Annotated in this window: 12 protein-coding genes and 1 pseudogene; 4 read left to right on the top strand and 9 right to left on the bottom strand. The window is 50.8% G+C overall.

Annotated features, from left to right (window positions below):
* The 3 genes and pseudogenes from AU509_RS18255 to AU509_RS04290 all read right to left on the bottom strand — a co-directional run.
* A pseudogene (locus AU509_RS18255) lies at nucleotides 1-187 on the bottom strand (ABC transporter permease); the annotation flags it as partial.
* A 7-nt stretch (nucleotides 188-194) separates the two neighbouring features.
* On the bottom strand, nucleotides 195-908 hold the full coding sequence (locus AU509_RS04295) for an ABC transporter ATP-binding protein (protein WP_094108521.1): 714 nt from the start codon (nucleotides 906-908) through the stop codon (nucleotides 195-197).
* A gap of 9 nt (nucleotides 909-917) precedes the next feature.
* On the bottom strand, nucleotides 918-1,886 hold the full coding sequence (locus tag AU509_RS04290; protein ID WP_094117731.1) for a hypothetical protein: 969 nt from the start codon (nucleotides 1,884-1,886) through the stop codon (nucleotides 918-920).
* Between the two features lie 347 nt (nucleotides 1,887-2,233).
* Here AU509_RS04290 and AU509_RS18105 point away from each other — a divergent pair, with 347 nt between their 5' ends.
* Complete coding sequence (locus AU509_RS18105) at nucleotides 2,234-2,407, top strand: hypothetical protein (RefSeq protein ID WP_162896351.1); 174 nt, start codon at nucleotides 2,234-2,236, stop codon at nucleotides 2,405-2,407.
* Between the two features lie 571 nt (nucleotides 2,408-2,978).
* Here the strand turns inward: AU509_RS18105 and AU509_RS04285 are convergent.
* From AU509_RS04285 to AU509_RS04270, 3 genes are all read right to left on the bottom strand, one after another.
* Entirely contained in the window at nucleotides 2,979-3,611 is a 633-nt protein-coding gene (locus tag AU509_RS04285) for a Vat family streptogramin A O-acetyltransferase (protein WP_094108519.1), read from the bottom strand.
* A gap of 47 nt (nucleotides 3,612-3,658) precedes the next feature.
* A protein-coding gene (locus AU509_RS04280) for an IS3 family transposase (RefSeq protein ID WP_100053503.1) occupies nucleotides 3,659-4,779 on the bottom strand; the annotation gives its coding sequence in 2 pieces (ribosomal slippage) (nucleotides 3,659-4,521 and nucleotides 4,521-4,779; 1,122 coding nt in all).
* A 251-nt stretch (nucleotides 4,780-5,030) separates the two neighbouring features.
* Nucleotides 5,031-5,744 carry a helix-turn-helix transcriptional regulator gene (locus AU509_RS04270; protein WP_094117729.1) on the bottom strand — a complete coding sequence of 238 codons (714 nt, stop codon included), beginning with the start codon at nucleotides 5,742-5,744 and terminating at the stop codon, nucleotides 5,031-5,033.
* Nucleotides 5,745-5,804: 60 nt separating this feature from the next.
* Here AU509_RS04270 and AU509_RS04265 point away from each other — a divergent pair, with 60 nt between their 5' ends.
* Complete coding sequence (locus tag AU509_RS04265; protein WP_094117728.1) at nucleotides 5,805-6,167, top strand: VOC family protein; 363 nt, start codon at nucleotides 5,805-5,807, stop codon at nucleotides 6,165-6,167.
* A gap of 193 nt (nucleotides 6,168-6,360) precedes the next feature.
* Here AU509_RS04265 and AU509_RS04260 read toward each other — a convergent pair whose 3' ends face one another.
* Together AU509_RS04260 and AU509_RS04255 are read right to left on the bottom strand one after the other, a co-directional pair.
* Nucleotides 6,361-7,362, bottom strand: coding sequence for an alcohol dehydrogenase catalytic domain-containing protein (locus AU509_RS04260; protein WP_094117727.1), 1,002 nt, complete (start codon nucleotides 7,360-7,362; stop codon nucleotides 6,361-6,363).
* Nucleotides 7,363-8,620: 1,258 nt separating this feature from the next.
* Nucleotides 8,621-9,478 carry an SDR family oxidoreductase gene (locus AU509_RS04255; protein ID WP_094117726.1) on the bottom strand — a complete coding sequence of 286 codons (858 nt, stop codon included), beginning with the start codon at nucleotides 9,476-9,478 and terminating at the stop codon, nucleotides 8,621-8,623.
* A 157-nt stretch (nucleotides 9,479-9,635) separates the two neighbouring features.
* On the opposite strand from AU509_RS04255, the gene AU509_RS04250 reads away from it, so the two are divergent.
* A complete protein-coding gene (locus AU509_RS04250) occupies nucleotides 9,636-10,022 on the top strand; it encodes a winged helix-turn-helix transcriptional regulator (RefSeq protein ID WP_094117725.1) in 387 nt (128 codons plus the stop codon).
* 102 nt (nucleotides 10,023-10,124) lie between these two features.
* On the opposite strand, the gene AU509_RS04245 is transcribed toward AU509_RS04250, so the two are convergent.
* On the bottom strand, nucleotides 10,125-10,562 hold the full coding sequence (locus AU509_RS04245) for a hypothetical protein (protein ID WP_094117724.1): 438 nt from the start codon (nucleotides 10,560-10,562) through the stop codon (nucleotides 10,125-10,127).
* Nucleotides 10,563-11,425: 863 nt separating this feature from the next.
* On the opposite strand from AU509_RS04245, the gene umuD reads away from it, so the two are divergent.
* A complete protein-coding gene (umuD, locus tag AU509_RS04240) occupies nucleotides 11,426-11,854 on the top strand; it encodes a translesion error-prone DNA polymerase V autoproteolytic subunit (protein ID WP_085651880.1) in 429 nt (142 codons plus the stop codon).

The raw sequence follows: 11,854 nt of genomic DNA, 5'->3' as shown, positions 1-11,854 counted from the left end.
ACATCGCCTGAACTCTGGCGTTGTAGCCGATATTCAGCAATACCACTACCGCCATACATCCAACAGCAATACCTGACAATGCCAGCACTGCCCGGCGTCCTAAGAGACGTAGATTATCGAGTGGTTCTGTAAAAAGGTGAGACCAGGAGGGACCATAGCGTCCACGAAGATCACGGGGAGTTGTCACGTCTGTGCTATCGTGCGGCATATGTGTCCTCAACGATATGACCATTGCCGATCCTGATACGACGTTCCATCCGTTCTGCCATCTTTTCGTCATGCGTAACCATAACAAGCGTTGTACCAGCAGTTTCATTCAGGGATAAGAGCAACGCTACGATCTCATTGGCTGTGTCTTGATCGAGATTTCCAGTCGGTTCATCGGCAAGCAACAATGCCGGCTCGCCAACCAGAGCGCGGGCAATAGCAACACGCTGGCGCTGCCCACCCGATAAATCAGCAGGACGATAATAAAGTCTCTCAGCCAGTCCCACCCGATCGAGTTGTAGCTGAGCCTGCTCTCGGGCAATGGATTTTGGCAGTCCTCTGTAGAGCAGTGGCAATGCGACATTATCCAGTGCGTTTAGACGAGATAACAGATTGAACCCCTGAAAAACAAAACCAATAATTTGATTACGAGCTCTTGCCCGCACATCATCTGAGGCGGTGGAGACGTCTTCCCCGGCAAGTAGGACCTTGCCTGATAATGGTTTATCCAGTAATCCGATAATGTTCAAAAGCGTGCTTTTTCCGGACCCTGATGGTCCGGTAATGGAACAACTCTGTCCCACCGGGATGGATAACGAAAGGTTTTGCAGCACAACCTGTGATGAAGTGCCTGTAGGATAAACTTGGGTTATGCCCGACAGACAAATAAAATCTTGAAGCTGTTGCTCAGGAAGACGCATCAGGAGCTCTTACTCCTGAATTTTTTTATCTATATTGGATGAGAACAGATAGTCGAACAATGTGGTCGGTTTATCAGTGCTCACGTTCTCAGATTCGTTTGCATTTAAATAATAGTCCAGCAACGTTGTGACGGTCTGAGACTGAATATCACTAATGGATAATCCTTCATCCTGCAAAACATTGTTACCTTCTAGACGAAAACCGTGCTTTTTACCGGTCTCTGTAACATAAAAAACGCCATCTTTACTGATAACATCCGGTTCATCAGTTTTAAACGTCACTTCGCTGGCGGTATTCACAACGTAGTTATTCTGTCCCTGACTAACATAAGTGGTGAAATCAGGGGTCCGGCCCAGTCCATTAGAAGTTGTCTTACTCGCAGAATTGTTAACTACCGATTCCAGATAATCAAAATTTGCGACATGGTCAAACGAATAGCCGGAGTTGAGCTCAAACTTCAGGAATCCGGGATCAAGAACGGAGCTGGAAAGATTACCACTGTTCAGGATACGGGAGGCAGTCTCGGAATCCTTAGCAGTGAAATCAATAGTTTGCTTACGCCCGCTCACATCGTATGTATTCCCCGTATTGTAATTACCGGATACGCTACCGAACTTTCTGTACTTACCTAAGTCACGTGCTAAATCATCAACATAGAGCAAATCAGTTCCCTGATCCTTTGCCTGCGCATAAAGGTCTGATAATACATTGCGATCATCTAGGGTCAGGAAGTTTACTGCATCCATGTCCTGTGTTTCAGTGGTTAACTGGGTTTGTACTACAGGGAGAGCGTTTGTGTTTCCATACAGGCGGGTCATCATCAGTCCCAGTCCACTTATCGTAGACTGTGCTGATGAGTTTGATTGAGCTGTCGTGGTGCTGCTTCCAGTGGCAGGCTGGGAGCTGGTCTTTTTAGACGCGTTACCAGATGTATCCTGTACATAGCTATAAACATTGGTTGAGGTGTTGACGTTCATAGTTTGATTCTCTCCAGCCTGGATAGAAGTTATGGGTGTTTAGTAATTAATAGCTGTAGGTATAAGTGACACTTTCCTGGCGCGAAGGCTTAAGCGATGCACCTCGTGCACCAGTCGTGGTGTGGTTAATACGTAATCTAGCTCCGTTACCGAACGGGAAGCTATTAAAATCTGTGGTGGTCGCCGTTGACCCACTGGTTACCGCTTTACACAGTGATGGAGTTGTTGCATACGGGCGGTAATAGCACAGCTCAACAGTATCAGTCGTTGCAGCAGGGTATGCCGCGATAGTGTATGCGATGCTGGTTAGGGTTTTGGTTTTTGTAAGAGCACCCGACGGAAAATCTATGGAAACCAGACCAAATGCAGTGGCTGCTGGCAAGCCGCTTCCATCAGAGAGAACAGTGATCTATCTTGCGGTCTCTGTTTTCACGATAGAGTTTGTGGCGGCTAAAGCCGGAAGTGAAGCTAGCATTGCTGCAACCAGTAGGGAAAGAGAAGCTAACTGCTTGTTCATTTAAATCTCCTGAAATGAAGAGCTCTTTAGTCATTAAAGAACGGACTTGTGGTGGTCACTCCTTTGCGGCACACCGCCTGCATTACCCAGTCGCTTCACAGCTGAGCGTATGGAGTGCCAACTGTGCTTAGGCAGTTTTGCCAACTCACAGCAGATCCAACACGTAAGATATAATTAACGGTATCAGTTTCGAAATCTTTAGAAAAAATGATGTAAAGGCAAAGATAACTTACGTTAAGTTGAAAGGATGATGTCTTATCTGAGAAGAAAGGCAGGCTTCGGGTACTGTATTTAAAGCGCTATGTCCAGTATTTTTGTTCCTCTACAGGGGCTTGTTACCTATACCACCGTACATTAGGCTTATCGTTCGAGTGATTAGTGATGACTTGTAGATGCCGTATGGTCAGTGACACTTCAGCGAATGAGATGCCTGGTGGCGAAGGAGGGAGCAGTTCAGTCGATTGTGCTCTCCATAGTCAGCAATGTCCGCTCCTGGCACATAGCAGCCAAAATAAAGGGCACATGGTGAACTTCAAAAGGAGCCGACGTTATTCTCTCGCTCATGCCAGCTCAGATTACTCGGACGTACGAAGCGCTTTAATGTCATTAGACATTATTGCCGTGAGGTGCCTAGTGATCTTTTCTACAGACCAGTCCCACCACGCTAATTGCTCCAGCTCAGCGACTATTTCATCTGAAAATCGTTTCTTAATCACTTTTGCAGGATTACCACCAACAATGGTATATGCGGGCACGTCTGTAGTGACAACAGCCATAGAGGAAATAATAGCGCCATCGCCAATCTTCACACCCGGCATGATAAGCGCTTTGTACCCTATCCAGACATCGTTCCCGATAATCGTATCGCCTTTGTACGGTAAATCTTCAGGCTGTGGCGTAGCCTTTTCCCAACCATTCCCAAAAATATAAAACGGGAAGGAAGAGAAACCCGATAATTTGTGATTTGCACCATTCATGATGAATTGAACGCCTTTTGCGATTGCGCAAAACTTACCGATAATCAGCTTGTCGCCGATGAAAGGAAAGTGGTAGAGAACATTGCGTTCAAAATCCTCGGAGTCTTCTGGATCATCGTAATAGGTGAAATCACCAATAATAATATTTGGATTGGTCACCGTATTTTTGATGAAACAAACCTGCGGAAATCCCTGCATGGGATGCTTATTTGTTGGATCTGGTCCTTGCACTCGCCCTCCGACTCAAATTGACCTGCCCCCAGGATTAGATACAACCTTCAGTTAGTAATGTCAGTTGGTTTTTCTTCATATTTCCCGTTTCGCCAGCCCGCTGCAAATTCAGCCGGCGTCAGGTAATTCAGCGATGAATGTGGTCGACACTCGTTATAATCCTGCCGCCAGTCATTAATGATTTCCCGGGCATGTAGAATATCGCTGAACCAGTGTTCATTCAGACATTCATCCCGAAAGCGGCCATTGAAACTCTCAATAAATCCGTTCTGCGTTGGCTTGCCCGGCTGAATTAAGCGCAACTCAACACCATGTTCAAAGGCCCATTGATCGAGCGCGTGGCAGGTAAATTCCGGGCCCTGATCAGTTCTTATCGTTGCAGGATAGCCACGAAACAGCGCAATGCTGTCCAGAATACGTGTCACCTGAACGCCTGTAATCCCGAATGCCGTGGTGATCGTCAGACACTCCTTCGTAAAATCATCCACGCAGGTCAGACACTTAATCCTGCGGCCGCTGGCAAGTGCATCCATGACAAAATCCATCGACCATGTCAGGTTTGGCGCATCCGGGCGAATAAGCGGAAGCCGCTCAGTCGCCAGCCCCTTGCGGCGTCGCCTGCGCTTTACACTCAGGCCGTTGAGATGATAGATGCGGTATACCCGCTTGTGGTTGACGTGAAGGCCCTCCCGACGCAGTAGTTGCCAGATGCGCCGGTAACCAAAGCGGCGGCGCTCAAGTGCCAGCTCTGTGATGTGTAGAGACAGCTGCGCGTCAGCAGCCGGACGCTGAGCCGAATAACGGCAAGTCGACAGGGACAAACCTGCCAGCCTGCAGGCACGACGTTGCGACAGACCTGCGGCCTCACACATGACTTCCACTGCTTCCCGCTTCTGGTCTGTCGTCAGAACTTTCGGGCAAGAGCCACCTGAAGCGCCTCCTTATCCAGCATGGCTTCAGCGAGCAGCTTCTTGAGGCGGGCGTTCTCCTCTTCAAGCGACTTGAGCCGCTTCACTTCAGGGACTTCCATGCCGCCAAACTTCTTGCGCCAGGTGTAAAACGTGGCATCGGAAATGGCGTGCTTACGGCAGAGCTCACGGGCAGAAACTCCGGCTTCGGCCTCGCGGAGAATACTGATGATCTGTTCGTCGGAAAAACGCTTCTTCATGGGGATGTCCTCATGTGGCTTATGAAGACATTACTAACATCGCGGTGTGTTAATCAACGGGGAGCAGGTCAAAATTGTTTAACTGGCTTCTGATTAAGGTCAGCTAATCAGACCACTCTATGCGATTTTTCAGCATCCCCAGTGACATCTGATCTTCTCCCTAAAAATAGTTCCCAAAGGCTACCATGATCAAAAATAGACTTTCTGTTTAAGTCAGATAAACGTTCTGTCGTTTGGAGTTGCACCTCAGCTCAGCCCATTTCATCAAGAATATCTCGCTTTGCGATACGCCACATGCTGAGTAACTTTTGCCGAGAATAAGGATAACCCGCATCAAGAAGTTTAAGAGAACGTAATTGTTCCACATTGAAATGACGAAAATCATCACGCATTTCACACCAGGCTGCGAGGATAACTTCGCCTGAAAAGTAACCCAATGCAAAAGGCCATAGAATTCTTTCAGTATCATTACCCAAACGGTCTTTATAGCGCGCTTGGACTTTTAATCTTCTCCTGATAGCACTTCGCAGCGGAATCATATTCTGATGGTCTTTTTTAATGGAATCGGCCTTTCCAACCAGCAACGTCGAGTTTTCGAATATAGCGTGCAGTTGCGGCGGTATGCTTTGTATGACTTTCCCGGCAACCTCCGAGGCAGCGTTTGCAATATCCTCATCACCGTAAACAGAGACCCAGCGCAGGCCTAACGCCAGCGCATCCAGTTGCTCAGGCGTGAACATCATGGGTGGTAAAAGGTAACCCGAAGAGAGGATATATCCTGTGCCCGCTTCCCCTTGAATATCGGCTCCCTGCGAACGTAGCGATGCAATATCACGATAAAGTGTGCGAAGGCTGACTGAAAGTTCTTCAGCTAGTCTGCTGCCACTGACTGGATAGCGATGTCGATGCAGAATTTGCAAGAGACTCAATAGGCGCTCGGCGCGCTTGGGTCCGGATACTGACATAAATTGTCATTGCTCCCTGCCATAGTGATGTCTCTGTGAGATTAAGGAGACGTACTCGCAATGATACCTAATTTGTTTATTCTTTATGTTTCTAACCCGCCGATAAGCAGCAAGTTTTATCAAACATTATTTGATAAAGAGCCAGACGTTGTGCTTCCCACCTGGGCTGCTTTCTCTTTCGACAATGGCCTTAACCTGGGATTGTGGTCAACAAACGCGCATGATTTTGCATCATGTGGAGAGGGTAACCGAACGGAAATCAGTTTTATGGTTGAAAACATCCAGGTGGTCGATGAGCTATACCAGCGATGGATGACCTTCGGCGTTCAAATTGAACAGGAACCCAAACAGGCGGTATTCGGTAAAACATTTGTGGCACTTGACCCCGACGGGCATCGCCTCAGAGTCTGTATTCCAGATTGATGAGATGAAGAGGCTCAGATCTCCCCCTTTGCGCCGAACAGCGCGCTTTACCCCACTTACAACGTAAAGCGCGTGATTTAGGGGATTCGGCGTCAGCAATTGTTGCTGACGCTTAGGGCAATCAGTAATGCCGTCGATGTTCACTGAACTCAACACAATGGCTGAATGGGTCTGTCTTTTCCTCAGTACAGGATCACACCCGCACCAGCGGCTTGCCGGAAAATGAGCGGTGGCGCAGTTCGTCCAGCAGCAGCGGCAACTCGGAGAAATCACGGACCACCCGAGACTCTGCCTGCAGCCGCTCTTCCGCCAGGTCGATCAGCAGCAGTTCGCCCGCCGCCGTCAGCCGCGCCCAGGCCGCTTCGTCACCGAATTGATGCAGCGCGCCCAGCGCCACCTCATGCAGGGAGATTGCCCGCCCAAACGGGGCGCATGGCCAGTTCGCAACGCGATCCTGAATGCAGACCAGATGACCGTTCGCTTGCAGCATCGGGGACAAGCGCTCGGCATGGTCGGCGCTTACGCTGTCGATGATGGCAAAGAAGCCCGCATCCTCACTCGTCCAGTCGGGATCGTCCGCCAGCTCGCTCGCGACGCAATCCTGCGCGCCCAGCGTCCTCAGCCGTTCCCAGTGGCGGGCATGGCTCATGGCGGTCACGTTGAATCCATAGGCGGCGGCCAACTGCACCAGATAGTGCCCGACGGACCCGCCCGCGCCGCTAATCAATATCGGCTGGCCCGACTGCGGCGGCAGTTTATCCAGCGCCAGCCACGCGGTGAGCGCCGGACATGGCACGCTGGCTGCTATGGAGAAATCCAATTGCAGGGGCAGGCGTAACAGTGCGCGCATATCGACAGGCGCAAACTCGGCAAAACTGCCGGGAGACTGCAAATTCTGGTGATAAGCGACGCGCTGGCCCAGCCAGCGGTCGGAGACGTCCTCGCCCACCGCCACCACGACGCCCGCGCCGTCGACACCAGGCACTTTACCGGGCTGCCAACGCAGATTCTCCGCGCCCAGTACCTTCCAATCCACCGGATTCAAGCCAATCACAATGTTGCGCACCAACACCTGATCGGCCGCCGGTCGCGGCAAGGGAATGCGTTCGAGTTTCAGATCGTGAGGATCGGTGCCGTCATGCCAGGTCCATGCCCGGTAGGTTTCAGGAAGCACTTCGCGCTGTTTATCCGTCATCTTTCTTTTCCATGATAAAGGTCTAGTCGTAGCCGAGGGGTCAACGCCCTCTCCAACTCAATAACGATGAGATGTCCGTTTCATTTATTTTCCAGCTCCGCTGACCGCGTCGACCTCGACGTCTTTCTTGCGACGGCGGTCACTCTCAGGCCGCATCAAGGCCATGCAGATAACTGCTCCATATCCATGGTTAAAAGGGGAATGGTATCAACTCCCCCCACACCCGGGCCTATCCGTGATACTACGATGCATCTTTTTACTAATGCGATCACGATAACGTTAGTTGGCTATGAGACAGCAAAATGCCAAAGATGTTGCGTCAGACATCCCATGTCTCCTGTGCGACACCGAAAAGGAAGACCAAAACGGAGACGATAACGCCGTGCCTCCACGCGACCACAGCGCAAGGCTGTTCGTGTCTGTTCACCATAGAATGCTAGCCGCTGGAGGACGCACTCCGGCACTAGCGGACGCATGGCCTGGCCGGTGGGTAGTCGATAGCAGCTTGGTTAAGGGTGTGAACGGAGGAAAGCGTGATGATCATTGAGGGCAGGATACGGCGCTTGAGAGCATTTTTTATCCTTTTGATATATATCGTTATATACCCTTCTATACTACGTCTGCACCCGTCTGATTTTTATGACTCAGATCACTCTTTTACCGGACAACATCTACCGACATGTCACTACCGCCCTGCGAATGTCATTTTTATTCAATCTATTCAGTCAAATATCATCAACCGCCTCTATGTTCACTCACCCGCCGCGTTCTCTGAATGAGAGTAAAAGCAGCAGAACCATGCCCGGTTTTAAGCAACGCGTGGCATAGGCTCCTACATTGGCTTGACAGTCTAGTCCTGCCAGTTCATAAATTGAACCGTACAGTACGGTATTTTTATGGCGTACTCTAACGATGACATTCATGTGGGAAAGGAGAGGTTATGAAAGGTGTACTGTTATTGAGCTGCATCACGTCGGTATTAATGTTGACCGGCTGTGTCTCTTTATTTTAGGCGAACGTTATTCGGCGAGCGCTCAGATCCACGTTGATTAAACGCACTGGAGATTCGATGAAAGGTCTTTTTGGGTTGGGCGGCATGACTGCCGTATTGATGCTGACGGGCTGTATTGCGCTAGGCACTCACATTTAATCACGAGACCGACCCGCACTGGGGTCGAAGAAAGTGATGTCCGGCGGCGACTGCCGTTGCTATGAGGACGACCCCGCGCTTCTCCACGAGAAGGCGGGGTCGTTTGCATTACAGCGACGCCAGCGTGTCGGCGATCACTTTTTGATAGGACACGGTCGGGCGTCCCAGAAGACGGCTCAGCGTTTTACCGTCATCAAACAGCGCGCCTTCGGCGGCACCCGCATCGGAGTCAGCCAGCACATCGGCCAGACCATCCGGTAAGCCCGCCCCCTTCAGCGCATTGGCAAACTCTGCGACCGGCAGATCGACATAGGCGATGGTTTTTCCCGACTGACTGGAGATCTCCGCCGCAAACTCCGCCAGCGTATAGCTATCGTCGCCCGCCAGTTCGTAGACTTTCCCTGCCTGATCGTCCAGCAGCAAAACGGCGGCCGCCGCACTCGCGTAGTCCCCCCGCGTCGCCGATGCGATGCGACCTTCACGCGCCGCGCCGATATAGGCGTCGTGCGCCAAAGCCGGAGCAATGCTGGCGGCATAGTTTTCGGTATACCAGCCATTGCGCAGCAAGACGAAAGGCACGCCGGAGGCTTTCAGTGCGGCTTCCGTCTGGCGGTGTTCTTCACCCAACATCAGCGGCGAGGTATCCGTATGCAGCAGGCTGGTATAGGCGATCAGCCCGACTTCTGCCGCCTTGGCGGCGTCAATCACCGCACGGTGCTGCGCGGTGCGCTGCCCCACTTCACTCGAGGAAATCAGCAGCAGTTTATCAACGCCCTGGAATGCCGTGGCCAGGGTCGCCGGCTGGCTGTAATCCGCCTGACGAACGAGTACGCCACGCTCGGCCAAATCCTGCGCTTTCGACGGGTTACGAACTGCGGCAATGATCTGATCAGCGGGAACTTTTTTCAGCAATGCGTCAATGACAAGACGACCTAACTGACCTGTCGCACCGGTTACTGCAATCATAATGACCTCCGTTTAGGGTTGTAGGGCACGCGAAGACTCCCGTCATGCCCCCACTGTATCGATATTCACTTCGTAGACGCGGGAGACTATAAAGGATACACTCTCTTTTAGTAAGTACTTACCTTTTGGTAAGTTTGGTTTTTATCAGGAAAATGTGATGCGTACCCAAAACAGCCGTGAACTCGGCCCCCATCATGAAGAAATTCGCTACGGTAAGTTGCTGGATGCCAACTGCCCGTCACGGGATGTACTGCAACATATCGCCAGCCGCTGGGGCATTCTTGTGCTGATTGCCCTGGACGAAGACACGTTGCGTTTCAGCGAGCTACGCAGAAAGATCAGCGGTATCAGCGAAAAGATGCTGTCCCAGACGCTGCAGATGTTTGAGCGGGATGGTTTCGTACACCGCAACATGTTGCCCGTGGTTCCCCCACATACGGAGTACTCGCTCACACCACTCGGCCGCGAGGTCTACGAGCGCGTGATTCAGTTGGCGGATTGGATTGAGCTGAACTTGCCGAAAATTATGCAGGCGGGGCAATAGCGGCTGAGGTTTTGACTTCAGCGGGGATGTTGCAAAGAACGTTCGAAGGAAGGGTAAACGGCGATGGCGCTACGCCTGTCTGACGGTAGCGCCCCCTGCGAGTTACTGCGGGTTATCCTGCTGTAGGTAATCCGTCAGGAAGTACTGCGCGTTGCCGGATTGCGACAGCGTATCGTCATATCCGACCATGGTTTCCTGTGCTTCGCCGGGCAGATACAGTTCCCCATAACCGCTGTGAATAATCAGCACGACGAATTTTTTTCCGTCGACCTGCGTCGAGTAGCGCGTATCTTTATTGGTTTTTTCCACATCCATTTTCTGGATGCGCATTTTCCAGTCGTGATCGATGCCGTCGATCTGCACTAGCGCCTGATTGGCGGCTCGTTCGCCATAACGTAAGGTCCAGACTTTTACGCCCTGCTCGCCACTATAGGCCACCACATTGTCGCCGACCGGCGGACGCGGAGTATCGGTGGCGGCACAGACAGCCGTCGTCATGAACAATCCCAGAATCAACGCCATCCAATGTATTTTTCGCATGTTTCTTCCTCTATTTAGCGGCGAACGCCTGCCTTGGTGGTCGGGATTGTTCCATTTATCGGTAGGATGTTCAATGACACAACGCGAGGAGGCTAATCATTTATTGGCAATGTCATTCCCTCGCCCAATAATAATAAGGTCGGCCTTAACGACTTAATTTCCTCCACCTCACATCCCCCCCATATCGCCATCATGTGGCCGAACCGCAGGAGGCCGTTTTTTATTCACGGATAAAACGTGATGAAAAGACCACGATTTTTCATCCAGGAATCGACGCACGATATAGTCAACCCAAGGTAATAGTTAGCCATGCTACATAGTTGATTAATTAATGCATAGAAGGCTCATGTTAAAGATGCGCGTTTATTAAATGCGAGAGGTTTTATTCTTCTGTCAAAAAGAGTGCGCGCATCCTCGGAAATCAAAACGGAAAACGCGCTAAGACTTCCACATCCGGTAGTAAAATACCTGTTAAAAGAGCCAAAAACCACCAATATTCAAGCATTCGGTAACCCCCCAAACGCATGATTCCATGATTCACTCATGCTCGAAAAGTCGGCATGCTGGTCTCTTTTTCAGCATCGCCGAAGCATGGTTTTTTTATTAAAAAGAAGTGAAGAGAGTTATTTAGACCGTCCATGACGGTGACGCCCAAATAATGTTACAGTTTTATTTTCCACTTAGCAGGATCATATAACCTCTCGGTGAATACACCGGCAGTGACGATATCCCGCTCCCGCTTTTCGTCCGTCGAAATAAAAATCTTTTTAAATCAGCATCGCGCTGAATAAAGAAAAATCCGCTCTACACAAGCCGCTAGTGGTGTGATTATACTGTATAAAAAACCAGTTAAAGAGGCTTTCATGCGTTCATACCGTTTGATCCTTCCACGGTTGGATTCCCCTAAAATAAGTCTTCCCTTATTCAGCGACCATTGTGCGGCGGGCTTTCCTTCTCCGGCACAGGACTATGTCGAAAAGTCGCTGGATTTGAATGAACTGCTGATCAAACACCCCAGCGCGACCTATTTTGTGCGCGCCAGCGGCGAATCCATGGTGGATGTCGGTATACACGACGGCGATCTGCTGGTCGTTGACCGGTCGATCACCGCCTCTCATGGCGATGTGATCATCGCGGCAATCGACGGAGAGTTCACGGTGAAGACGCTGGCGCTGAAACCCCGCCTGGCGCTGCTGCCCATGAATCCGGCCTATGCCCCGCTCTACCCCGATCCCGATGCGCTGGAGATCTTCGGCGTCGTGGCGCACATCATTCACAGTCTGCAGAGGTAA

It is taken from the genome of Lonsdalea britannica (assembly GCF_002111595.1).
Taxonomy (GTDB): domain Bacteria; phylum Pseudomonadota; class Gammaproteobacteria; order Enterobacterales; family Enterobacteriaceae; genus Lonsdalea; species Lonsdalea britannica.
The sequence above is the reverse complement of the archived record's forward strand: the minus strand, read 5'-3'. Positions and strand labels throughout refer to the sequence as shown.

Excerpts from the sequence above, each read along its gene's own strand:
- AU509_RS04250 (WP_094117725.1), top strand. The coding sequence starts at position 9,636 with ATGCGTACCCAAAACAGCCGTGAACTCGGCCCCCATCATGAAGAAATT.
- AU509_RS04295 (WP_094108521.1), bottom strand. The coding sequence starts at position 908 with ATGCGTCTTCCTGAGCAACAGCTTCAAGATTTTATTTGTCTGTCGGGC.
- AU509_RS04290 (WP_094117731.1), bottom strand. The coding sequence starts at position 1,886 with ATGAACGTCAACACCTCAACCAATGTTTATAGCTATGTACAGGATACA.
- umuD (WP_085651880.1), top strand. The coding sequence starts at position 11,426 with ATGCGTTCATACCGTTTGATCCTTCCACGGTTGGATTCCCCTAAAATA.
- AU509_RS04260 (WP_094117727.1), bottom strand. The coding sequence starts at position 7,362 with ATGACGGATAAACAGCGCGAAGTGCTTCCTGAAACCTACCGGGCATGG.
- AU509_RS04270 (WP_094117729.1), bottom strand. The coding sequence starts at position 5,744 with ATGTCAGTATCCGGACCCAAGCGCGCCGAGCGCCTATTGAGTCTCTTG.
- AU509_RS04265 (WP_094117728.1), top strand. The coding sequence starts at position 5,805 with ATGATACCTAATTTGTTTATTCTTTATGTTTCTAACCCGCCGATAAGC.
- AU509_RS18105 (WP_162896351.1), top strand. The coding sequence starts at position 2,234 with ATGGAAACCAGACCAAATGCAGTGGCTGCTGGCAAGCCGCTTCCATCA.
- AU509_RS04255 (WP_094117726.1), bottom strand. The coding sequence starts at position 9,478 with ATGATTGCAGTAACCGGTGCGACAGGTCAGTTAGGTCGTCTTGTCATT.
- AU509_RS04245 (WP_094117724.1), bottom strand. The coding sequence starts at position 10,562 with ATGCGAAAAATACATTGGATGGCGTTGATTCTGGGATTGTTCATGACG.